This is a genomic window from Alcaligenes sp. PF14, from assembly GCF_037150615.1.
GTDB classification, from domain to species: Bacteria; Pseudomonadota; Gammaproteobacteria; order Burkholderiales; family Burkholderiaceae_B; genus Alcaligenes; species Alcaligenes phenolicus.
In genome coordinates this window covers 307,081-328,595 of sequence record NZ_JBAGRS010000005.1, presented here as the reverse complement: position 1 = coordinate 328,595, position 21,515 = coordinate 307,081, and the positions used below count along the sequence as shown (strand labels likewise).

Sequence of the window (21,515 nt, the reverse complement as noted above, 5' to 3'; positions counted from 1 at the left end):
GGCTCGCTTTTTTATTGGGCGTGATCAGATCAAGCGCACCCAGTGATCCAGCAGCAATGCCCCAAACAAGACCGCCAGATAAATAATGGAAAAGCGGAACAGCTTGCGAGACAGTTCATCGCTGTAGTTGCGGTGCAGTTGGTGGGCGTATTGAATGAAGCGTGCGCCCAGCAAGATCGCCGCAGCCAGGTACAACGGCCCGCTCATGCGGATGATAAAGGGCAGCAGGCTGGAGGCCATCAGGATGTAGCTGTAGAGCAGCACATGCAGCGTCGTAAAGGTCTTGCCGTGGGTGACGGGTAGCATGGGCAGGCCGGAGCGCTGGTAGTCGTGTTGACGGTAGAGCGCCAGGGCCCAGAAGTGCGGCGGCGTCCAGATGAAGATGATCAGCACCAGCAACCAGGCCTCAGCCGGTACGGCGTTGGCAATGGCGGCCCAGCCCAAAGCAGGTGGCATGGCACCGGACAAACCGCCGATCACGATGTTTTGTGGGGTCAGGGGTTTGAGAATCACGGTATAGATCACCGCATAACCAATGAAGGTGGCCAAGGTCAGCCACATGGTCAGCGGATTCACCCAGTAATACAGCACCAGCATGCCCATGCCGCCCAACAAACCGGACATGGCCAGCACTTGCGGCGGGGTAATGGTGCCGCGTGCCGTACCGCGCCGAGCGGTGCGCAACATGCGGGCATCAATCTGGCTTTCGATCAGGCAGTTGATGGCAAAGGCGGCAGCCGCCAGCATCCATATGCCCAGCGTACCCGCGACCACGGTGCCCGGATCGGGCAGGCCGGGAGCAGCCAGAAACATGCCGATAACGGCACAGAAAACAGCCAGCTGGGTGACTCTGGGTTTAGTCAGTACCAGATACTGGCGCAGGAGCGAGGCGGGAGCCAGGGTAGCGGTGTTTGTCATACTGTATTCCTTGGGGGACAGTCGACTTGCGGGAAAGCCGTACCAACAGGGTGACGCAGCATAAAACGAGACCGGCAGCTCCCCCATTATGCAGGACGGCAATCAAAAGAGGCCATTGGAAAAAGATCGTGGTTAACCCCGTGATGAGCTGGGCCAGCAGCAGCAAAAGCACCAAAGTCGCGGGGCGACGCAAGATGGGATCGGCGCGTAATTTCCACGCAACGGAACCCAGAACCAGAAACACCAGAAAGGCCATATTGCGATGGACCCAATGGATGGCGGTCAGCGCGGCCTGGGAAATCATCTCACCGGAAGGCAGCTCGCCCAACGCGCGAAACAGCGAGAACCCGCCGTGCAGATCCATCTCCGGTATCCATTGACCGTGGCATTGCGGGAAGTCCATGCAGGCCAGCGCCGCGTAGTTGGTGCTGACCCAGCCACCCAGACCAATCTGAATCGTCAGCAGGATAAAGGCCCCGATCAGCCAGGGTCGCCAACGGCGGGTTACAGGTGAGACTGGCGGTCCTGGGTTTTCGCGCACGGCCAGCCAGGTCATCAAGGCCAGTACGCTCATGCCACCCAGCAAGTGAGTGGTGACAATAATGGGCATCAGCTTGTGAGTGACGGTCCAGGCACCAAAGGCCCCTTGCACGCACACAGCCAGTAAGGTGAAAGCCGCCAGCCTGGCCGAATGCCCCAGCGTATGGCGATGCCGCCATGCCATCCAGACAATGGCAATGATCAGCATGCCCAAAGCCGCGCCCACGTAGCGGTGGATCATTTCAATCCAGGCCTTGCCCCAACTGACCGGGCCATAGGGCATGGCTTGATAGGCTTGTTCGATATGTGCGCCCGCGCCCAGCGGCGTGAGCTTGCCATAGCAACCGGGCCAGTCCGGGCAACCCAGGCCCGAATCTGTCAGACGCACAAACGCGCCGAACATGATCAGGTCCAGGGTCAGGAACCAAGTCAGGTAAACCAGCTTGCGGTAGCGTTGGCGGATATCGGCCATAAACTTATCCGATGCGTGAATTGTTCAGCAGTTTGCGTATATCGGTGCGAACCTTGAGCGGGTCGGCATCGCCGGGGAACAGCATCATCAAGTTGCCATTGGGGTCGATGATCCACATGCCATTCTTGACGGCTTGTTCGGGGGCCTTGCCAGCAGCGTCAGGAGTCAGAAATTCGGCCAGCTGGCGCGGATCGGCGCGCAGCATATGCGTACCTTGATAGGCCTCCAGAATTTGCTCGGTTGGCTGGCCCTGGTCAGTCACAAACCAGACGCGTGCCAGGCGTTCCACGTTCTTGCCTTGGCTGGCGTGGGAGTTGCGCAGAATGAACAGCTTGCGCACGCAGCTTTCGGGGCAGGCGCTTTCATCGGCACTGACCAGCACCCAGCGGCCTCGCAGCGATTGCAGATCAAAGGCCTCGCCTTGCAGATTGCGCAGGGGCAGTGCGGCAGGTTCAGGCACGCTGCGTTGAGGCTGAATCAACTGGCCGTAGGCATTGCTCTCGTCTGGCCGCAGTCCCAGTGATGGCATGTAGTAGGCAGCCAGTGCAAACAGTACCGGCGCCAGACTGATCGCCAGCAGCAGATACAGCGGAGTCATGGAACGCGGGCGGGTAGGGGGTTGAGTCGTGTCCACGTCAGGTTTTCCTTGTAGGGGCAGAGTTGAGTCTGGAGCGTCGCAGCCATTTCCACGCTACACCGATCCAGGCACACAGGGCAATCAGGGCAAAACCGAACCATTGCAGTGCGTAGCCACGGTTCTTTTCAAAGTCGATATTCGGGTCGGGCCAATTGGTTTGCAGCTCCGAAGCGGGAGCCGTCTGGGCCAGCACGCGCGGCAGCACAGGCAGATCAATGCGGCTGCGCAGATCTTCCAGGGCCAGGTTCTGCACGACGGGGGGCGTGCCAGACGGGTCGGGCAAGTGTGCAGGCAAGGGGCTGCTACCCAGCTCAAACAGACGCGGTACGCGCTCCATCAACTCGCCGGAAATGGTTTCGGAGCCGGAAGGAGCAGCCGGAACGCTAGGGGTTTGCCCCGGTACGCGAGCCAGCCAACCACGTAGCACGAGCAGGCTGGAGCCCGCCAAATCGCCCTCATCCAGCACAAAAGGGGTGGCAATCCAGTAGCCCGGCTTACCTTTGAAATTGCGATTATCCAGGAGTACAGTTAACTCACTGCGCCAGGAGCCGTGCACCGCGACAGACTGCCACAAGGCACCTTTATCCAGGCTGGCCTGGGAATCAATATGAAGGGGAGCTTGCTGGCGGCCTTGTTCTATTTGTTGCGCCAGGCTTTGACGTTCCTGCGCGCGGCTCAGTTGCCAGCGCCCCAGGCTAATGAACAGCAGCATCAGCAAACCCAGACAAACCAGGGCAAGCAGGGATCGAGTCGAAGAAGAACGAGAATTGTTGCTGGACATCCATTCAACCTGAAGCGGGGGAGACGTAATGCGTGTGCTAGTCCTGATCGTGTTTCTGGGGATTATTGTTTCGCTGGGTTCGGCCCTGGTGTATTTGATGCGGGACCGGGGTAATTCCAATCGCATGGCCTATGCCCTGACCTGGCGAGTGGGCTTGTCCGTGGCCCTGTTTCTGTTTGTGTTGCTGGCCCATCATCTGGGTTGGATTGAAAGCACTGGCGTGCCTTTGGTTTGAAGTAAAAATCCAGGCCCGAAGACACGGGCCTGGAGCATGAATGGCTAGAACCAGTACACGTACAGATACAAGCCCAGCCACACCACGTCCACAAAGTGCCAGTACCAGGCGGCCCCTTCAAAACCAAAGTGGTGCTCGGCGGTAAAGTGCCCGCGCATCAGCCGTATCAGCATCACCGTCAGCATGGTGGCACCGATAATCACGTGAAAACCGTGAAAGCCCGTCAACATGTAGAACAAGGCTCCGTAAGCGCCGGAAGTGAACTTCAGGTTCAGTTCGGCATAGGCGTGCATGTATTCGTAAGCCTGGCAGGCCACGAAGGCAAAGCCCAGCGCAACCGTCATGAACAGCCAGAAAATAGCGCTACTACGCTTGCTGGCTCGCAGCGCGTGGTGAGCAATGGTCAGGGTGACGCCCGAGGTCAGCAGCAAGGCCGTGTTGATCGTAGGCAGCCACAGCGGGCCTACGGTCTGGAAAGGAGCAACAGTGCCCGCCGGGCCTTGATTCGGCCAGGTGCCGGTGAAGTCAGGCCAGAGCAGGGCGCGGTGATCCAGGTCGCTGAGCAGCGGCGTGGCAATTTCGCGGGTATACCAAAGTGCCCCGAAAAAGGCCGCAAAAAACATCACTTCGGAAAAGATGAACCAGGACATGCTCCAGCGATAGGAGATATCGACACGGGTGCTGTTCAGACCCGTTTCAGACTCGCGCACGGCGTCGCTGAACCAGAAGAACAGCACCAGCAAGAAGCTGAGAATCCCGACCAGAAACACCCAGAAGCCGCCCGGCCAGTTATTGATCCAGGTCGCCGCACCCAACAGCGTCAGGCACAGGGAAAGGCTGGCGCGTACCGGATGCCCCGACAAGCCGGGGACGTAGTAATACGGCGCCTTGGACGGGTGAGCCGTAGTCTCGACATGCATAGTGTTCTCCTTCGGGTCATGTGCCCTTGGGCGCAGTATCCGGCCAGGGTTCAGCTGGCCTGACCAATGAACCAGCGGGCCACCATAATCAGGCCCACAACGAAAACAACCGTGGCGATCAAGGCGGCAATAATCAGATAGACCGGATTGATCTTGGCAATGTCCTGCTCATGGTCGCGGCCACGACGGACTCCAAAAAATCCCCAGGCAATGGCTTTCAATGTCTGGAAAAAACTGAGCTTGCGCCGTGTGAGGTCCCGAAAATCGTCATCCATATCACTGTCCTAAAAATTGACTGCCTTTTAGAAAGGTCCAGGCCATGACGGCAATGACGAACACGGCCAGGAGCAATCCCAGACGGCGGTTGCGACGGCGTTGTTCGGGGGTCATACGGCGTTCCTCCAGTGTTACTTGACGACAGGGGGTACTTCAAAGGTGTGGTGCGGAGCGGGCGATGGAACAGTCCACTCCAGACCTTCGGCACCTTCCCAGGGTTTGGCGCTGGCCACTTCACCCTTGCCACGCGCTGCCTGGATCACGATGTAGATCAGCAGCAGTTGCGACAGGCCGAACCAGAAGGCGCCGATGGTGGCAATCTGGTGGAAGTCCGTGAACTGGCCAGCGTAGTCCACATAACGACGTGGCATGCCCGCCAGACCCAGAAAGTGCATGGGGAAGAAGGTCACGTTGAACGAGATCATGGTGGACCAGAAGTGGATCTTGCCCAGACGCTCGTTGTACATGCGGCCGGTCCATTTGGGCAGCCAGTAGTAGGCACCGCCAAACAGGGCAAAGAGCGATCCGGCCACCAGCACATAGTGGAAGTGGGCCACCACGTAATAGGTGTCGTGTACCGCAATATCAATCGGGGCCACGGCCAGGATCAGGCCGGTAAAGCCGCCAATCGTGAACACGAAGATAAAGCCGATGGAAAACAGCATGGGCGTTTCAAAGGACAGCGAGCCGCGCCACATGGTGGCTACCCAGTTGAAGATCTTCACCCCGGTCGGAATGGAGATCAGCATGGTGGCATACATGAAATACAGCTGCCCGGTTACCGGCATCCCCGTGGAGAACATGTGGTGGGCCCACACCAGGAAGGACAGAATCGCGATGGCGGCGGTGGCGTACACCATGGAGGCATAGCCAAACAGGGCTTTGCGCGAGAAGGCAGGTACGATGGCAGAGACAATGCCAAAGGCCGGCAAGATCATGATGTAGACCTCGGGGTGACCGAAGAACCAGAAGATGTGCTGGTACAGAACCGGGTCACCACCACCGGCGGCGTTAAAGAAGTGTGTACCGAAGTGACGGTCCGTCAGCAGCATGGTCACGGCAGCGGCCAGCACGGGCATCACGGCAATCAGCAGATAAGCGGTAATCAGCCAGGTCCAGCAAAACAGCGGCATTTTCATCAGCGTCATGCCAGGCGCGCGCATGTTCAATACCGTCACCACAATATTGATGGCCCCCATGATGGAGGACGCGCCCAGAATGTGGACCGCGAAAATCGTGAAGTCCATGCCTGGTCCCATTTGCAAGGACAGCGGGGCGTACATGGTCCAGCCACCGGCAGGCGCGCCGCCAGGCACAAAGAAGGACGCGGTAAACAGAATCGCGCCTACGGGCAGCAGCCAGAAGCTGAAGTTGTTCATGCGGGCAAAAGCCATGTCCGATGCGCCAATTTGCAGCGGAATCATCCAGTTGGCAAAGCCCACAAAAGCCGGCATGATCGCGCCGAAAATCATGATCAGGCCGTGCATGGTGGTGAACTGGTTGAACAGCTCTGGCCGGAAAAACTGCAGGCCCGGCTGGAACAGTTCGGTACGCAGCAGCAAGGCCAGCACGCCGCCCTCCAGCAACATCACAAAGGAGAAGATCAGGTACATGGTCCCGATGTCCTTGTGATTGGTGGCGAACAGCCAGCGACGCCAGCCGCTAGGGGTGGCATGGGCATGATGGTGATCATCATGTCCGCTCGGGTTCGCTACATGGTCGACGGTGACGCTACTCATGCTTGACTCCTTGCTGCACTCCCCCTGGCCGTAGTCAGGGATAGATTGATAGTGTGATAGGCGGCGCGCGCAAAATTAGCGCTGTTCCTTGACGTCGGCGGGCATCACGACAGGGTCAGGCCCTTTGCCAGCGTTGCCCCAGGCATTGCGTGTGTAGGTAATGACCGCAGCAATCTGTACATCGGTCAGTTGATTGCGGAAGGCGGCCATCGCGGTGCCAGGGTGACCATTCAACACCGTGTCGATCTGGCCTTTCTTGGGGGCGAGCACAAATTTCGTATCGCCATCCAGAGCGGGGAAGGTGCCGGGCACGCCCTTGCCGTTGGCCTGGTGGCAAGCCACGCAGTTCTGCGCAAAGATCTGTTTGCCGCGCTCGGTCAATTCGTCCTTGGTCCACTCTTTATTGGGATCGTCGGCCTGAGCCGTCATCAAGTCGTTCTGCTCCTGGGCCCACTTGTCGTAGTCTTCTTGCGCCATCACTTGCACCACGATGGGCATATAGGCGTGGTCCTTGCCACACAGCTCGGCGCATTGACCGCGGTAGGTGCCGACCTTGTCCGCACGGAACCAGGTATCGCGCAAAAAGCCAGGGATGGCATCTTGCTTGACGCCAAACTCGGGCACCATCCAGGAGTGGATGACGTCCTCGGCCGTCAGCATGACGCGCACTTTCTTGTTAACCGGCACCACCAGTGGCTTGTCCACTTCCATCAGATAGTTCGGGCCAATGGGTTCGCGGCCTTCAATCTGGGCGCGCGGGGTGGACAGGTTGGACAGGTATTTCACACCCGTGGCCGGACCGTCCAGATACTCGTAGCCCCATTTCCACTGATAGCCAGTGACCTTGACGGTCAGGTCGGCGCTGCTGGTGTCCTTCATGGCCACCACGGTTTTGGTGGCAGGCAGTGCCATGCCGATCACGATCAGGAAAGGGATGATGGTCCAGGCCACTTCCACACCCAGGTGTTCGTGAAAGCGGGCGGCAATCGCGCCCTTGGACTTGCGGTGCCGGATGATGGAATAGAACATCACGCCGAACACGCCAATAAAGATGATGGTACAGATGATCAGCATCATCCAATGCAGCCAGGCAATGTCCTGGGCGATGGGGGTAACCCCGTTATGCAAATTGAGCTGATTGACACGGGGACCACCCTCCATGTGGGTGATCTGAGCCAGGCTTGGCCCTGCCGTCGAACAGGCGGTCAGAGCAAATAAACTTCTCCACATCTTCATTGTTGTCCCTCTTTTGGTGTTGCCATGCCAAACCGGGGTTCGGCTGCGTCAACGCTCCGAAAAATCCAACGCTGGAAGAAACTGCTGTGTTGCAGTGGCGGGCTTGTCGCAGCTAAGTGCTGGTCCGCTCGAAGTTTTTAGTAGCTTATCTGTTCACGGAAATTATATAGAACTTGCTTTAGCCTTCAAGGGCAGGGTATGTCCCTAGAAGACAAGGTTGGACTAAACGCTACAAAAGCCGTAATGGGACAAGGCTTGAATTACAATCGCGGACTATGACTTTGTTCCAGAACCGATCACTTACTCAGGCCCTGCGTCAGCGCATGGCCAGCTTGACCAGTCAGCTGCAACAATTGCCCCCGCCTGGCAGCCGTCCTGTCACTGTTGATGGGCGCGTTGCCGGATGGATCACCCCCAAGGCTGCTCGTTGTATCGAGCCTTTGCCAGGGGTCTCGATTGAAGAAGATGTCTTGCGTCTGAGCGATTGCCCCAGCCAGGAATTGAGCTTGGCTCAGGTCCTGGATCAGGTCGCCTTGCGTTTGCAGGAAGGCGGTTGCATTCGGGCCTGGCGTGACGAGTTGCTGGACGTGGTCGGAGAAGGGCAGTGCCTGTCGCGCATTGAACGCGGTGCGGTACGGCCCTTGGGCTTTTTGACGCAAGCCGTGCATTTGAATGGTTGGTCCACAGACGGCCGTATCTGGGCCGCACGTCGTTCACCCACCAAGTCAACAGACCCGAATATGTGGGACACGCTAGTCGGTGGATTGGCGGTCAGTGGTGAATCGCTGCATACCTCTCTGATACGCGAAAGTTATGAAGAAGCGGGGTTGGCCGAGTCCGTGCTGGACAATTGCACCCCCTTGCGTGTGTCCTTGCGCATGCACCGTCGCCTGCCGGAAGGCTACCAAGTGGAAAATGCTCTGGTTAGCGATTGCGTGCTGGCCGACGATGTACGGCCCTGCAATATGGACGGCGAGGTTAGTGAGTTTCGCTTATTGACGCTGGATGAAGCCTGGCAAATGATAGAAGCAGATTTGTTCACCCTGGAAGCGCAAGTGGTGCTGATCGACAGCATCAAGCAGCATCTGGAACAGCTGGCCTGAACCTGGGAATCACCGGGCAGGCACCAACCCGATGGGAGCTACGCATGAACCCGAATCCTTTTGGTATACCTGATTTCAATGCCCTGGGCGGCGGCAACAATCCCTTGCTGCGCAGCATGGACATGATGGCGCAGGCCTGGAAAAACATGGCCAGCGGTGGTGCGGGCGATTTGAGTTCGGGCATGATGCCCAGCTTGTCCCCCGATGATCTGGATCGTCGTATTCGTGACTTGCGTGCCGTGGAAAGCTGGTTGCAGTTGAACCTGTCCATGCTGAGCACGACTATCCAGGGTCTGGAGATTCAGCGCTCCACCTTGGCGGCTATCAAGACCATGGCACAGCAAGGTACGCAGGCTGCGGGCGGGAAAAATCCCTTTGAAGCCTTTATGGCCTTCAATCCCATGACGGCAGCGGCGGATAGCGCGGCTGCCTCAGATTCCAGGTCTGGGGCCAACAAGCCGGAAGCGGCATCGCAAACGGCATCTCAGCATGCTTCGGCACAGCCTCAACAAGCTGCGCCACAGCCCGAAGCGGCTGCCAAGCAGGACGCCCCAAAAGATAAACAGCCCGGTGCCCAGCAGGACGCCGGTGCAGGCAATCCCGCTGCACAAGCGTGGTGGAACATGCTGCAACAGCAGTTTGATGCCATGGCGACCGCCACAGCCGCATCAATGCAGCAGGTGGAAAATTATCGTCAGCAGGCGAGCAAGGCTAAAGCGGCAGGCTCGTCGGCCAAATCCTCCAAACCGGCAGCTGCCAATGCCCAGACTTCGGCCAAGACCAGTGCTCCGGCAGCAGCCAAGCCGGTAAAAACGGCAGCGAAAGCCGCCACTAAAACTGCGGCCAAGGCGGCCACCAAGACGGCGGCTAAAAAAACCGCCACGCGCAGCACCAAAAGCAGTACCAAAAAGAACTGATCGACCAACCTTGTAGGTAAATTTTTATGCTTAATATCGTGATTCTGGCAGCAGGCATGGGCAAGCGTATGCAGTCTGACCTGCCCAAAGTACTGCATCCTATCGCCGGCAAATCCATGCTGGCCCACGTGCTCGACAGCGCACGTGAACTGGAGCCGGAAAAAGTTGTGGTCGTGGTGGGTCATGGCGCCGAGCGCGTTCAGCAAACCTTCGCACAGGCCGAGCTGGCCTTTGCCTTGCAACAACCTCAGCATGGTACGGGCCATGCAGTGCAACAGGCCGTGCCTGAACTGGTCGGTGGCGATCAGGAAGATGACGCCACGCTGGTTCTGTATGGCGACGTTCCTCTGGTCCAGGCTGACACCTTGCGCCGCTTGCTGCAAGCGCGTGGCCAAGGCGTGGCCGTGCTGACCGAAACACTGGCAGACTCTACCGGCTACGGCCGCATCATTCGCGGTGCAGACGGCACCGTACAACGCATTGTCGAGCACAAGGATGCCAGCGAAGCCGAGCGTGCCGTGAAAGAAGTGAATACCGGCATTCTGGTAGCCCCGACGGCGCGCCTGAAAGATTGGCTGACCCGCATCACCAACGACAACGCTCAGGGCGAGTACTACCTGACCGACATCATTGCCTTGGCGGTTGCCGATGGCGTGCCCGTGCAAGCTGCTCAGCCAGCTGCTGGTTGGGAAACCCTGGGTGTGAACAGCCGCATTCAACAGGCCGAGCTGGAGCGTCTGTGGCAAGCAGAACAGGCTCGCCGTCTGCTGGAAAAAGGCGTGACCTTGGCCGACCCGGCCCGCTTTGATCTGCGCGGCACACTGGAGTGTGGCCGTGATGTGTTCATTGATGTGGGTTGCGTGTTTGAAGGCAAGGTTGTGTTGCAAGACGGCGTGCGTGTCGGCCCGCATAGCGTGCTGCGTGACGTGACGATTGGTGCCGGTACGCAAATCGAAGCTTTCAGCCATCTGCAACAAGCCCAGGTTGGCGAAGAAGCCCGTATCGGCCCTTACGCCCGTCTGCGCCCTGGTGCTGTTCTGGCCAATCACACCCACGTGGGCAACTTCGTGGAAATCAAGAACACCCAGCTGGGTGAAGGTTCCAAAGCCAATCACCTGGCCTATATCGGTGATGCCGATGTGGGGCTGCGTGTGAACATTGGCGCAGGCACCATCACCTGCAATTACGATGGCGTGAACAAGTTCCGCACCGTGATTGGTGACGATGCCTTCATCGGCTCGGATACGCAACTGGTGGCTCCGGTGACGGTAGGCCGTGGCGCAACGATTGGCGCGGGTACGACCCTGGTGCGCAATGCACCGGATGATCAGCTGACCTTGTCGCGTTCGGAACAGCGCAGCGTGTCCGGCTGGAAGCGCCCGATTCGCAAATCTTGATGTGTGTTAGCCCATCTTCGGTATTTCTCCCTTTGCATCGCAAGGGGAGCATTGCTGCTTGCTCTTGTGGCACACAGTGCCCGGATGGGCTGATTCTGGATCGTCGTCATGCGCATTCTGCAGCTTAACTTCGAGCGCGGCTGGCGCGGTGGTGAGCGGCAAACCTTGCTGAGCATCCAGCAGATGCAGCAGGCTGGTCATCAGGTCAGTCTATTGGCCCGACGTGATGAAGCGTTGGCCAGGCGTGCTAAAGAGCAGGGCGTGAGTGTGGTGGAATGCGCCTCCGTGGGTGCCGCGCTGCGTTATTTACTGGTGCATGGCCGGGGTTTTGATATCGTCCATTCCCAAACCGCGTCCTGCATGAGCTGGCTGGCCTTGCTGCATTTCTGGTTGCCCAAACGGGTGGTCTTTACGCGCCGCACGGCTTTTCCGATTGACCGCAAACGCGTCGAGCAACGTAGCGGACAGCAGCCAGACAGCGCTTTGACTTCCAAGGAACGACGCACGCGTTGGAAGTGGCGCAAGGCGGATCGTTTGGTAGCGATCAGCCAGGCAGCAGCGGCAGAGCCGCGTCGCCTGGGCTTTTCCGTAGATGTGATTCCTAGTGCCATCGAGTACGTCGAGCAGGATGAAGCCTATGTGAACCACTTGCGGCTGCGGTGGAATCCGCAGGGCTTGCACGTTCTGGGGACGATGGCGGCACTGACGTCCGAGAAAGACCCCCAGACTTTGATACGCGCGGTTCATGCCTTGTATCAGCGTCGTCAGGACTTTGTGTTTCTGCATTTCGGTGCGCCTGGCTCCGAGACCTCGGCGGCACAGGAACTGATTATGCAGTTGGGCCTGGAAGACTGCTACAAGCTGGCTGGTTTTGAAGCCCGCCCCGAACAGGCTTATCGCTTGATGGACGGCTTTGTCCTGAGCTCCCGGCATGAAGCCCTGGGTTCCAGCGTCCTGGATGCGTTCGTGTACGGCGTTCCCGTTACGGCCACGATGGCGGGCGGCCTGAGTGAGCTGCTGGATAATGGACGCGGCAAATTATGTGCGGTTGGGGATGCACAAGCCATTGCCCAGGCTCTGGATGACACTTTGAGCAATCCGACAGCAGCGCGGCAACAGGCAGCGCTGGCGCATCGCTGGGTGCAACAGGAGCATGACCCCGCTGTCATGGCGCAGCGTTACTTGCGTCTGTATCAGCAACTGGTACAGCAACGTGTACGGAACTGAGCCCGGCTTACATCTTTGGTGCAGGTAAAGGCATCCGCGTCTCGAACTTGGCCTGATGAATCGAAAAGAAGCTGCGTATATTGCGGATATTCGCCTGACTGGTGAATAAAGCGTGAGCCAGCTTGTGATACGCCGTCATGTCGCTGACTTGCAAGATCACAATGAAATCCACCCCGGTCGAAACGCGATAGCATTGCGTCACCGCTGCTTCGGGGGCCATCAGGCGCTCGAATTGCTGCAGGTATTCTTCACCCTGACGGTCCAGCGTAATCTCCACAATGGCCGTCAAGCTGGGGCCCAGTTGCTCCGGGTCCAGCAAGGCAACCTGCCTGCGAATTACCCCTTGTTCGCTTAAACGACGTACTCGCCGCAGGCAGGTCGGGGGAGAGGCATGCACGCGCAAAGCCAGCGCTTGATTGCTGATGGAAGCATCATTTTGCAGTTGCTCCAGAATGCGTAAATCCAGCTCGTCCAGTTCAATCATGACAATGTTTATCTATCTATGATGAAATAAAATTCCGTTAAATAAAATGAATTTATCTTTTCTTTCATATTGATTATTAAATGAAATTTTAATTCATTTCGAGGAAAAAATAGACATAAAATTTTTCATGATTCAGATCAGAATAAGCGGATTGAATTGATTAGTTGGCCCACCGAAAGGGGCCATGAACAGGAGTTGGCTATGTGTGGAATTGTTGGCGCGGTAGCGCAACGCGATATTGTCCCCGTGCTGCTGGAAGGTTTGAAGCGTCTGGAATACCGGGGCTACGATTCTTGCGGCGTAGCTGTTCATGCGCAGGGCCAGTTGTTGCGGGCACGCAGTACTCAACGCGTGGCCGAACTGCAAGAACAGGTCAAGGCAGATCATCTGCAAGGCTTTACCGGCATTGCTCACACTCGCTGGGCAACCCATGGCGCGCCTGCTACTCATAATGCTCACCCGCACTTCTCCGGCAAGGGCAAAGCACGTATTGCGCTGGTGCATAACGGCATCATCGAAAACCACGACGAACTGCGCGCCGAGCTGCAAAGCATTGGCTACGTGTTCGAGAGCCAAACCGACACCGAGGTTATCGCTCACCTGATCGACCACCTGTACAACGGGGATCTGTTCGAGGCCGTGCAGCAGGTCATCCGTCGCTTGACGGGGGCTTACGCCATCGCTGTGTTCTGTCAGGACGAGCCACATCGCGTGGTGGGTGCGCGCCATGGTTCGCCGCTGGTTGTAGGTGTGGGCCAGAATGAAAACTTCCTGGCTTCGGATGCCTTGGCATTGGCCGGCACCACCGATCAAATCATCTACCTGGAAGACGGTGATGTGATTGATCTGCAGATCAATAAAGTGTGGATCATGGACAAGGACGGCCGCGCCGTCGATCGCCCTGTACATACCGTACATCTGCACACCGCAGCCGCTGAATTGGGCCCATACCGCCACTTCATGCAAAAGGAAATCTTCGAGCAGCCCCGCGCTGTAGGCGATACCTTGCAAGACATTGAAAGCGTCACACCCGAGTTGTTTGGTGACCAGGCCTACAAGGTTTTCCAGGACATCGACAATGTGCTGATTCTGGCTTGCGGCACCAGCTACTACGCCGGTCTGACCGCTCGCTACTGGATTGAGTCTCTGGCCAAAATCCCCGTCAATGTGGAAATTGCCAGCGAGTACCGCTACCGCGACAGCGTGCCCAACCCGCGCACTTTGGTGGTGACGATTTCCCAGTCCGGCGAAACGGCTGACACGCTGGCCGCCTTGAAACATGCCCGCAGCCTGGGCATGGAACAGACCCTGACCATCTGCAACGTGGCCACCAGCGCCATGGTGCGTGAGTGCAAGCTGTCCTACATCACCCGCGCTGGTGTGGAAATTGGTGTGGCTTCCACCAAAGCCTTCACCACTCAGCTGACCGCCTTGTTCTTGCTGACTATCGCATTGGCTCAAGTCAAAGGTCACCTGAATCAGGAGCAGGAAGGCGACTACCTGAAAGCCCTGCGCCACTTGCCTACCGCTATCGCGGCTGTGCTGGCTCTGGAGCCACAGATCATGGCCTGGGCGGATCGTTTTGCCAGCAAGGAAAACGCCTTGTTCCTGGGCCGTGGCATGCATTACCCCATCGCCATGGAAGGCGCGTTGAAGCTGAAAGAAATCAGCTACATCCACGCCGAAGGCTACCCAGCTGGTGAACTGAAGCACGGCCCTCTGGCCCTGGTCACCGAAGCCATGCCCGTGGTCACTATCGCCCCACGTGATGAACTGCTGGAAAAGCTGAAATCCAATATCGAAGAAGTCCATGCACGCGGTGGTGAGCTGTACGTGTTTGCTGACGCCGATACCCGCATCGGCAGCAGCGAGCGTGTGCATGTGATCCGTATGCCAGAGCACTACGGCAAGCTGTCCCCCATCTTGCACACCGTGACCCTGCAATTGCTGGCGTATCACACGGCTTGCTCGCGTGGCACGGACGTGGATAAGCCACGGAATTTGGCCAAGAGTGTGACTGTCGAATAAGTTTTTCAGATTACATCGACCGTAAAGAGCCGCTTATGCGGCTCTTTTTGCATTCTTCGCCGTTTGGCAATTTTCGAGTGGTTTTTATAGGGAAATAAATCCTGCGAAAGAGGGTGAGCCTTGCCTGAAAGCCAGTTTATGTGTCGCTGCAAACACACACCGCTAGCGGATTTTGCAGCTCACACTCTATAATTGATAACGATTCTCATTATCTAGCGGTGCGGAGTACCCTCGTGTCATCTTCAGTTCTTCCCTTGTCAGGCATGTATTCGGCCGAGTCGGTCGAGTCACTGTACTGCGACCACCATAGTTGGTTGCAGCGCTGGCTGCATCACCGCTTGGGTGGCGCGGACCAGGCGGCTGACTTGGCGCAGGACACCTTTGTACGTTTGTTAAGCAGCCGTTCTCGCTGGCAATTTACCAGTCCTGGCGAGGCCCGCGCCTACTTGCGCAAGACGGCACAAAACCTGTGCATCAATCTGTGGCGACGTCAGGAAATTGAACAGGCCTGGCTGGATATTCTGGCTGCTACACCCGAGAACTTTTACCCTTCCGCAGAACGCCAGGCCATGATTTTGCAGGCGCTGGAAGAGATCAGCGCCATGCTCAGCAGCCTGTCTCCCAAAGCGGCCAAGGCGTTTACCCTGGCCGTCATTTGCGAGATGACAGACGATGAGGTCGGCGCGGAAATGGGCATTTCCGGCCGCATGGTGCGCAAGTACGTGGCACAAGCCATGTTGGGCTGCATCAGCCTGCATGCTTGCCAGACCGTCGCCGAATTGCGTCAGGAACCTCAATACTAAGCCTCATGAAGCACGGCTCCAGTTTTTCTTCTCCCGCTACACCTCCCCATGCCGTTTTGATGCAAGCCGCTGAATGGTATGCCTGCCTGCGCGATGGCAAAGCCAGTGCGGCGCAGCGCTCTGCCTGGCAGAGCTGGCTCAAGCAGGACGAGATGCACAGCACCGCTTGGCGTTATGTGGAGGAAGTCAGCCGCAGTTTTGAGCCTGTGCGTACCACGCCGGATTCGCGCCGTGTGGTAGAGAAATTGCATACGGCTAACGAGCGTTTGCATCAGCGCCGTCGCGTGCTGACCAGTGTCGCCGTACTGGCAGGCACGGGAGTTCTAAGCTGGCTGGGCTGGCGTCAGTCCTGGCTGCCCTCCAGTGTTCTGGCTTTGGCGGCTGACCACTCTACACAAACCGGAGAGCAGAACCAGATTGTGCTGGCAGACGGTTCCCGGCTGTGGCTGAACACCGCCTCTGCGATTGATGTGCAGTTCACTGCGCAGGTTCGCCATATTGTTTTGATCTCCGGCGAGATCTTCATTCAGACGGCCAAAGACGATACGGACAGACCGTTCACTGTTCAAACTCCGCAGGGCAATATGCGTGCCTTGGGCACGCAATTCAATGTGCGTATGGACAAGGACTGTACGCAGCTGGCGGTCTACGAAGGGGCTGTGCAGGTGTCTACGGCAAAAGGTCAAAACACCGCCACGGTACAGGCGGGCAAGCAGATGCACTTTAGTGCGCAGCGTATCCGGCAAAGCATGGACGCCGATCAGGCGCGCGAAGCCTGGACCCAAGGCGTGCTGGTGGCTGACAACATTGCCTTGCGTAGCGTGATCAAGGAATTGAGCCGTTACCGCAAAGGCTATCTAGGTGTAGATGAGGCAGTGGCCGATCTGAAGGTCTATGGCAGCTTCCCCATTCATGACACGGACCGCGTGCTGAAAATGCTGGCTTCAGCATTGCCGATTCGCATCGATCAGCCCATGCCCTGGTGGACCAGTGTGCAAGCTCTGGATTGATTGAGCAGGGCATTTCACCAACGATGGTCATAAATAATAAAAATAAAAACCTATCAGATTCAAAGGCTTGCCGGATTTTGGCCAAAAAACCTCAAAAAAGATGCAAAAGCAGGTTCCGGGTTTTGGAGACTTGGTGGTTTTAGACAGTAAGAGGACCTGATTGGCGTGAGGCCAATGAAGCAGGAGGCAGCCCGCCGTGGCTGCTCAGTACTGAACATCAACGCAAGAACATCGTTCAGGTTCATCGTTTTTATTGTGACTGACCCGTGTTTTTGAAGGATGTCTCCTTATGCATCGTCGCCCCGATCCCCTTTCCCTGTCCAAGGATGCAGGATCGCATTGCGCCCCTTTGCGTCCACTGGCCTTGGCCCTGTATGTCTTGATGGCCGGTAGCGCGTTTATTGCCAGTACCTCGCCTGCCCAGGCGACCACGCGAAGCAGCCCGACGGCAGACAAGACACAGCGTTATGACATACCAGCAGGCCCCTTGAGCCGGGTGTTGATGCGCTTCTCGCAAGAAAGCGGGGTCTACCTGGTCGGCGCAGGTAGCGTGGCCGAAGGCAAGCAAAGCTCGGGCCTGAAGGGGAATTACAGCGTGGTGCAGGCTTTGGATACTTTGCTGGCAGGCACGGGCATTCGTTACTCGCGCGATGCCAGTACGGTGAACTTGTGGCCCGTCACGGAAACAACTCAGCTGGAACCCGTGCGTGTCAAAGGCACCCTGAATCGGGCGACTGAGGACACCGGCCTGTACACGCTCAATGGCACCAGCAGCACCGCTACTCGTTTGAATATGGACACCCAGCACACGCCGCAGTCGGTCAGTGTGATGACGCGCCAGCAAATGGACGATTTCGGCCTGACCAGCTTCGATGATGTGATGAACTTTACCACCGGCGTGACGGCCAATACGGCCGCGGTGGGAGGCGGGTTTCAGTTTCAGGCCCGTGGCTTTGACATCAGCAATGTGCAAGTGGATGGCGTGCAAAGCAGCTACCGTGCTGCCGGACGTGGAGCATTCAATCCTATTTCTCTGGATATGGATTTATACGACCGTGTGGAAGTCGTGCGCGGAGCGACAGGTTTGTTGTCGCCTACCGGCGAGCCCTCCGCCTTGATCAACTTGATTCGCAAACGTCCGCAAGCAGAATTTGGCGGCAAGTTAAGCGCCCACTACGGCTCCTGGAGCGACAAACGCGTGACGGCGGATGTGACCGGCCCGCTGACTGAAGACGGCCGTTTGCGTATGCGTGTTATTGGTTCGCGCAAGCAGGCGGACTCCTTCATGGATCGCCAGGACCACAAGAACGATTTGCTGTCCGGCATGCTGGAATTTGACCTGACAGACAGAACCTTGCTGACCGCTGGCTACGACTACCAGACCGCCAAGCTGCGAGGCGAAGGCAATATGGGTGTGCCCTTGTTTACCAGCGAGGGCGACCGTATTGACGTTTCGCGCTCCATGTCGCTGGTGCCGGATTGGACCTACTGGGACAAGAAGCATCAAAACGCTTTCTTCTCGGTCGAGCATGAGTTTGAAAACAAGTGGAATGCCAAGCTCAGCTACAGCCATCAACGTGACGATGGCGATGCCCTGATTACTGGCCTGGGGCAGGGCGTGAATCCGGTGGTGCGCCCGGACGGATCCGGTATAGGCATCCGCGCCAACCTGGCCGCCAATGGCTATCGCCATCAGGACAACCTGGAGTTGTCGGCCAATGGTCCTTTCGAGCTGTTTGGCCGCGAGCACCAGCTGATGTTCGGTTTTAACGGCACTCGCAAGCGTGACACCACGTACACCATGCAGGTCAGCGATACCCGCAACTGGTTCATCCCCAATATTTACGACTGGGACGGCTATATGCCCGAGCCCAGCGTCAGCCGCACAGGTGAATGGAACCGGGTCCACACACGCGAATACGGTTTCTTTGCCGGCACGCGCTTGAACATTATTGATCCCTTGAATGTGATCATGGGCATGCGCTTGTCGGACTACAAAACCTACCGTGACAACTACGGTAAAACCGGCCAGTTCACCGGCGTGTCCAACGAGCTGCGCAACCGTAATGAAATTACGCCGTACTTTGGGGTGACGTATGACATCAACCCGAACCTGACGGCCTACGCCAGTTATACCCGCCTGTTCCAGCCGCAAAGCTACAAGGACATCAACGAGAACTTCCTGGATCCCATTACCGGGGTTAACCGTGAAATTGGTCTGAAAGGCAGCTTGATGGAGGAGGCCCTGCAGTTCTCCCTAGCCGCTTTCGAGACCCTTCAGAACAATCTGGCCGTGCTGGACCCTTCGGTGCCGGATGACTTCCTATTGCCTGATGGCAGCCGCCCCTACGTGTCTTCGGGCGCTGGCAACAAAACCAAAGGTTTTGAAGTGGAGCTAAGCGGCGCACTGACCAACAACTGGAATGTGTTTGCTTCTTATAGCTACGCCAGCACTAAAAACGGTGAAGGCGAGCGGATCAACACCTACATTCCCAGCCAAACCTTCCGTCTGGGCACCATGTACCAATTCTCCGGTGCGTTGCAAGGCTTGAGCGCCGGTGCCACCGTGAACTGGTTTGGCAAGCGTGATTTGTGGACGGCTGGCCGTCCTTATACCGCCAGCAATGGCAAGCTGCTGGAAGACACCCATAGCAGCTATGCCCTGGTTGGCCTGCATGCCAATTACCGCGTGAACCAGCATTGGAATGCCAAGCTCACGGTAAACAATTTGTTCGACAAGCGTTACTACGACAACTTCGTGATTTTCCGTGCCCGCTATGGTGCGCCGCGCAACGTGCACTTGTCGATCGACTACCAGTGGTAATTCCTTTTTCCTTTATCTCGAGCCTACCCTTATGACGCCAATTACGACTCGCCATCTTGTTCGTGGTCTGTACCTTGCTGTTGCAATGGCCTTGTCCACGGGCTACGTACACGCCAAGACTCCTGCCCCTGTGGGCTACCAAGCCGTTACCCAAGCACAGATCATGCAAAAACCGACTGCCGCCGAAGTTCTGGAAATTGTCTTCAGCCCCGCTCAATCCAGCTTGTACGTGTCCTCGCCCAACTGGAAGGACGAGACCTTGTCGCGCACGCTGGTGCTGGACCCCAAGACCCTGGAAATCAAGCAAGAGATTCCCATGGAAGCCAAGAGCTTTGGGGTTGCTCTGGATGATGCCGCCAACCGCCTGTATCTGACTCAAGGCTTCAACGGCACGATCGCCGTGGTCGATACTGCCAAGAACGAGGTAATGAAGCGCATTCCTGTGCAGGAAAAAATCAATTTCCAGGACGCCATCAATGCTGCTGACTTCGGTCAGGCACGTAAAGATGGCTTGTTGAAGATGATGGAGCGTTTCAAGATTACCGAGGACTTCCAGTACAAGACGCGTGAACTGGTCGTGGACAAGAAAAACCACCGTGTGTTCGCGCCTGGCTTGGGCCTGGGTTTTGACAGTGTGCTGTTCGTTATAAACACCCAGACCCTGGAGCTGGAAAAAGTACTGCCTGGCTTTGGCTATAACGTCGTGGGCATTACCCTGGACGAGGCCAATAACCGATTGTTTGTCTCCAATATGCAGGGCCAGATCATGGTCGTGAACACCCAGACCTTGAACATCGATCAGGTCTGGGAAATTGAAGCCGACCAGTTGCTGAACCTGGCGTATGACCCGGCGCAGAACCGATTGTTCGGTGTGGACCAGGGGATTGACCGTGATGACGCGCGTAACCTGCATCTGGAGCGTGAATACAAGCGCCGCAGCGCTGGTCATCAAGTGTTTGTGCTGGATGCATCCAACGGTAAACCCCTGGCAACCATGCCTACCGGCGAAGTGCCTATTGGTGTGCGTTTTGACGCCGAGTCCCAGCGTCTGTTTGTCGCTAACCGAGGCGGTGTGCGCGAGAAAGAGGGCAAGGGTTCGGTCAGTATTTTCGATACGGTGAACTACAAGCCGCTGCAAACCATTGAGCTGGCTCCACACCCCAACAGCTTGGAATATATCCCCGCTGAAAAAGCCTTGTACGTGTCGGTGAAGAACGACGGCAACAGCAAGGAAAAAGGGACTAAAGAGCGTATGGTGCGTATCCAGTTCTAAAAGGCCAAAGCAGCCTGATTGATTGACAAGGTGGGACCCAAAGCCCGGGTTTGGCGTGATGCCGAACTCGGGCTTTTTTACGCGTATGGATTGCTTGCGAAATTTATTCTTAATCTATAAGATTAGATATCTAATCAAATGATATGTTCTATGTGGAAATGGGGCAAACAGTGCTGCAGTCTTGCGCTGCACGCCATTTCTTTGTTGCTCCACCTGTAAACGCTACATATCCAATTCTTCAGCCCCTATTACGTATCCTCAGTGAAAGGAAAACAGCTCATGTCTCATTATTTGATCGAGCTTTATACGCCTAATGCCAAGTGGAATGCCTTGCCCGTCGAGCAGCGCCAGACCTTCCTGGCAGGTCTTCAGGAGGCGATGGGCGGCCTCTCAACCCTTGGTATTGAAGTGCTGGCCCTGACCGCTACCGAGCGCGATATTGATTGCTCCAGTGCGCACCGTTTCATGGGTGTTTGGCGCTTCCCTGATCAACAAGCTTGCCGGGCCTTGCTGGCCGGCATTAAAGCCAGTGGCTGGTACGAGTACTTCGATCATGTGAATGCGGCGGGAGCAGAAGGGGGTTTTGCTCAACACCTGGCGGAGCTGGCTAAGGATTCTCAGCCTGTTTGAGGGGCAGGCAGTCAGGCGGGGCGGTTAAAAAACGTTCATAGATCAGAGTTTATGTGATATAAACG

General features: G+C 57.0%; 21 protein-coding genes. 11 read left to right on the top strand and 10 right to left on the bottom strand.

Annotated elements, in window-relative coordinates:
- Positions 1 to 24 precede the first annotated feature (24 nt).
- Genes cyoE through WFM49_RS12955 form a run of 4 tightly spaced genes read right to left on the bottom strand, consistent with a single transcriptional unit; the run spans position 25 to position 3,348 of the window.
- Entirely contained in the window at positions 25 to 918 is an 894-nt protein-coding gene (cyoE, locus tag WFM49_RS12970) for a heme o synthase (protein ID WP_022983662.1), read from the bottom strand.
- Complete coding sequence (locus WFM49_RS12965; protein WP_022983661.1) at positions 857 to 1,930, bottom strand: COX15/CtaA family protein; 1,074 nt, start codon at positions 1,928 to 1,930, stop codon at positions 857 to 859. Before WFM49_RS12965 ends, cyoE begins: the two co-directional genes overlap by 62 nt.
- A gap of 4 nt (positions 1,931 to 1,934) precedes the next feature.
- Positions 1,935 to 2,564, bottom strand: a complete 630-nt coding sequence (locus tag WFM49_RS12960; RefSeq protein WP_009457482.1) for an SCO family protein — start codon at positions 2,562 to 2,564, stop codon at positions 1,935 to 1,937.
- A gap of 1 nt (position 2,565) precedes the next feature.
- Positions 2,566 to 3,348, bottom strand: coding sequence for an SURF1 family protein (locus WFM49_RS12955; protein WP_009457483.1), 783 nt, complete (start codon positions 3,346 to 3,348; stop codon positions 2,566 to 2,568).
- Positions 3,349 to 3,376: 28 nt separating this feature from the next.
- Here WFM49_RS12955 and WFM49_RS12950 point away from each other — a divergent pair, with 28 nt between their 5' ends.
- Positions 3,377 to 3,583, top strand: a complete 207-nt coding sequence (locus WFM49_RS12950; RefSeq protein WP_009457485.1) for a twin transmembrane helix small protein — start codon at positions 3,377 to 3,379, stop codon at positions 3,581 to 3,583.
- 44 nt (positions 3,584 to 3,627) lie between these two features.
- On the opposite strand, the gene WFM49_RS12945 is transcribed toward WFM49_RS12950, so the two are convergent.
- The 5 genes from WFM49_RS12945 to coxB form a co-directional block, all read right to left on the bottom strand.
- Complete coding sequence (locus WFM49_RS12945) at positions 3,628 to 4,503, bottom strand: cytochrome c oxidase subunit 3 (protein WP_009457487.1); 876 nt, start codon at positions 4,501 to 4,503, stop codon at positions 3,628 to 3,630.
- Between the two features lie 50 nt (positions 4,504 to 4,553).
- Positions 4,554 to 4,778 carry a DUF2970 domain-containing protein gene (locus WFM49_RS12940; protein WP_003805158.1) on the bottom strand — a complete coding sequence of 75 codons (225 nt, stop codon included), beginning with the start codon at positions 4,776 to 4,778 and terminating at the stop codon, positions 4,554 to 4,556.
- Position 4,779: 1 nt separating this feature from the next.
- Entirely contained in the window at positions 4,780 to 4,893 is a 114-nt protein-coding gene (locus WFM49_RS12935; protein WP_009457495.1) for a cytochrome oxidase small assembly protein, read from the bottom strand.
- Positions 4,894 to 4,910: 17 nt separating this feature from the next.
- Positions 4,911 to 6,518 carry a cytochrome c oxidase subunit I gene (ctaD, locus tag WFM49_RS12930; RefSeq protein ID WP_009457496.1) on the bottom strand — a complete coding sequence of 536 codons (1,608 nt, stop codon included), beginning with the start codon at positions 6,516 to 6,518 and terminating at the stop codon, positions 4,911 to 4,913.
- 75 nt (positions 6,519 to 6,593) lie between these two features.
- Positions 6,594 to 7,754, bottom strand: a complete 1,161-nt coding sequence (coxB, locus tag WFM49_RS12925; protein ID WP_009457497.1) for a cytochrome c oxidase subunit II — start codon at positions 7,752 to 7,754, stop codon at positions 6,594 to 6,596.
- A gap of 275 nt (positions 7,755 to 8,029) precedes the next feature.
- Between coxB and WFM49_RS12920 the strand changes: the two genes are divergently transcribed.
- The 4 genes from WFM49_RS12920 (at position 8,030) to WFM49_RS12905 (ending at position 12,398) form a co-directional block, all read left to right on the top strand.
- Complete coding sequence (locus WFM49_RS12920) at positions 8,030 to 8,857, top strand: NUDIX hydrolase (RefSeq protein WP_009457498.1); 828 nt, start codon at positions 8,030 to 8,032, stop codon at positions 8,855 to 8,857.
- 44 nt (positions 8,858 to 8,901) lie between these two features.
- A complete protein-coding gene (locus tag WFM49_RS12915) occupies positions 8,902 to 9,774 on the top strand; it encodes a PhaM family polyhydroxyalkanoate granule multifunctional regulatory protein (protein WP_336973620.1) in 873 nt (290 codons plus the stop codon).
- Between the two features lie 26 nt (positions 9,775 to 9,800).
- A complete protein-coding gene (gene glmU / locus WFM49_RS12910) occupies positions 9,801 to 11,171 on the top strand; it encodes a bifunctional UDP-N-acetylglucosamine diphosphorylase/glucosamine-1-phosphate N-acetyltransferase GlmU (RefSeq protein WP_336973618.1) in 1,371 nt (456 codons plus the stop codon).
- 108 nt (positions 11,172 to 11,279) lie between these two features.
- Positions 11,280 to 12,398, top strand: a complete 1,119-nt coding sequence (locus WFM49_RS12905; RefSeq protein ID WP_336973616.1) for a glycosyltransferase family 4 protein — start codon at positions 11,280 to 11,282, stop codon at positions 12,396 to 12,398.
- A gap of 7 nt (positions 12,399 to 12,405) precedes the next feature.
- Here the strand turns inward: WFM49_RS12905 and WFM49_RS12900 are convergent, their stop codons facing one another.
- Positions 12,406 to 12,882: an Lrp/AsnC family transcriptional regulator gene (locus WFM49_RS12900; protein ID WP_336973614.1), complete on the bottom strand. Its 477-nt coding sequence runs from the start codon at positions 12,880 to 12,882 to the stop codon at positions 12,406 to 12,408.
- A 201-nt stretch (positions 12,883 to 13,083) separates the two neighbouring features.
- Here WFM49_RS12900 and glmS point away from each other — a divergent pair, with 201 nt between their 5' ends.
- The 6 genes from glmS (at position 13,084) to WFM49_RS12870 (ending at position 21,450) form a co-directional block, all read left to right on the top strand.
- Complete coding sequence (glmS, locus tag WFM49_RS12895; RefSeq protein WP_022983659.1) at positions 13,084 to 14,910, top strand: glutamine--fructose-6-phosphate transaminase (isomerizing); 1,827 nt, start codon at positions 13,084 to 13,086, stop codon at positions 14,908 to 14,910.
- Between the two features lie 233 nt (positions 14,911 to 15,143).
- The gene (locus WFM49_RS12890) at positions 15,144 to 15,713 is read left to right on the top strand and encodes a sigma-70 family RNA polymerase sigma factor (protein WP_336973611.1); all 570 of its coding nucleotides are present in this window, start codon (positions 15,144 to 15,146) and stop codon (positions 15,711 to 15,713) included.
- 59 nt (positions 15,714 to 15,772) lie between these two features.
- Positions 15,773 to 16,723 (top strand): FecR domain-containing protein, encoded by a 951-nt coding sequence (locus WFM49_RS12885; RefSeq protein WP_336973609.1) that lies wholly within the window; start codon positions 15,773 to 15,775, stop codon positions 16,721 to 16,723.
- Between the two features lie 289 nt (positions 16,724 to 17,012).
- Positions 17,013 to 19,547: a TonB-dependent siderophore receptor gene (locus tag WFM49_RS12880; protein ID WP_336973607.1), complete on the top strand. Its 2,535-nt coding sequence runs from the start codon at positions 17,013 to 17,015 to the stop codon at positions 19,545 to 19,547.
- 31 nt (positions 19,548 to 19,578) lie between these two features.
- Entirely contained in the window at positions 19,579 to 20,820 is a 1,242-nt protein-coding gene (locus tag WFM49_RS12875) for a YncE family protein (protein ID WP_324576824.1), read from the top strand.
- Between the two features lie 279 nt (positions 20,821 to 21,099).
- Complete coding sequence (locus WFM49_RS12870; RefSeq protein ID WP_009456904.1) at positions 21,100 to 21,450, top strand: DUF6616 family protein; 351 nt, start codon at positions 21,100 to 21,102, stop codon at positions 21,448 to 21,450.
- Positions 21,451 to 21,515 lie beyond the last annotated feature (65 nt).

Excerpts from the sequence above, each read along its gene's own strand:
- cyoE (WP_022983662.1), bottom strand. The coding sequence starts at position 918 with ATGACAAACACCGCTACCCTGGCTCCCGCCTCGCTCCTGCGCCAGTAT.
- WFM49_RS12965 (WP_022983661.1), bottom strand. The coding sequence starts at position 1,930 with ATGGCCGATATCCGCCAACGCTACCGCAAGCTGGTTTACCTGACTTGG.
- WFM49_RS12955 (WP_009457483.1), bottom strand. The coding sequence starts at position 3,348 with ATGTCCAGCAACAATTCTCGTTCTTCTTCGACTCGATCCCTGCTTGCC.
- WFM49_RS12950 (WP_009457485.1), top strand. The coding sequence starts at position 3,377 with ATGCGTGTGCTAGTCCTGATCGTGTTTCTGGGGATTATTGTTTCGCTG.
- WFM49_RS12945 (WP_009457487.1), bottom strand. The coding sequence starts at position 4,503 with ATGCATGTCGAGACTACGGCTCACCCGTCCAAGGCGCCGTATTACTAC.
- WFM49_RS12940 (WP_003805158.1), bottom strand. The coding sequence starts at position 4,778 with ATGGATGACGATTTTCGGGACCTCACACGGCGCAAGCTCAGTTTTTTC.
- WFM49_RS12935 (WP_009457495.1), bottom strand. The coding sequence starts at position 4,893 with ATGACCCCCGAACAACGCCGTCGCAACCGCCGTCTGGGATTGCTCCTG.
- ctaD (WP_009457496.1), bottom strand. The coding sequence starts at position 6,518 with ATGAGTAGCGTCACCGTCGACCATGTAGCGAACCCGAGCGGACATGAT.
- coxB (WP_009457497.1), bottom strand. The coding sequence starts at position 7,754 with ATGAAGATGTGGAGAAGTTTATTTGCTCTGACCGCCTGTTCGACGGCA.
- WFM49_RS12920 (WP_009457498.1), top strand. The coding sequence starts at position 8,030 with ATGACTTTGTTCCAGAACCGATCACTTACTCAGGCCCTGCGTCAGCGC.
- WFM49_RS12915 (WP_336973620.1), top strand. The coding sequence starts at position 8,902 with ATGAACCCGAATCCTTTTGGTATACCTGATTTCAATGCCCTGGGCGGC.
- glmU (WP_336973618.1), top strand. The coding sequence starts at position 9,801 with ATGCTTAATATCGTGATTCTGGCAGCAGGCATGGGCAAGCGTATGCAG.
- WFM49_RS12905 (WP_336973616.1), top strand. The coding sequence starts at position 11,280 with ATGCGCATTCTGCAGCTTAACTTCGAGCGCGGCTGGCGCGGTGGTGAG.
- WFM49_RS12900 (WP_336973614.1), bottom strand. The coding sequence starts at position 12,882 with ATGATTGAACTGGACGAGCTGGATTTACGCATTCTGGAGCAACTGCAA.
- glmS (WP_022983659.1), top strand. The coding sequence starts at position 13,084 with ATGTGTGGAATTGTTGGCGCGGTAGCGCAACGCGATATTGTCCCCGTG.
- WFM49_RS12885 (WP_336973609.1), top strand. The coding sequence starts at position 15,773 with ATGCAAGCCGCTGAATGGTATGCCTGCCTGCGCGATGGCAAAGCCAGT.
- WFM49_RS12880 (WP_336973607.1), top strand. The coding sequence starts at position 17,013 with ATGCATCGTCGCCCCGATCCCCTTTCCCTGTCCAAGGATGCAGGATCG.
- WFM49_RS12875 (WP_324576824.1), top strand. The coding sequence starts at position 19,579 with ATGACGCCAATTACGACTCGCCATCTTGTTCGTGGTCTGTACCTTGCT.
- WFM49_RS12870 (WP_009456904.1), top strand. The coding sequence starts at position 21,100 with ATGTCTCATTATTTGATCGAGCTTTATACGCCTAATGCCAAGTGGAAT.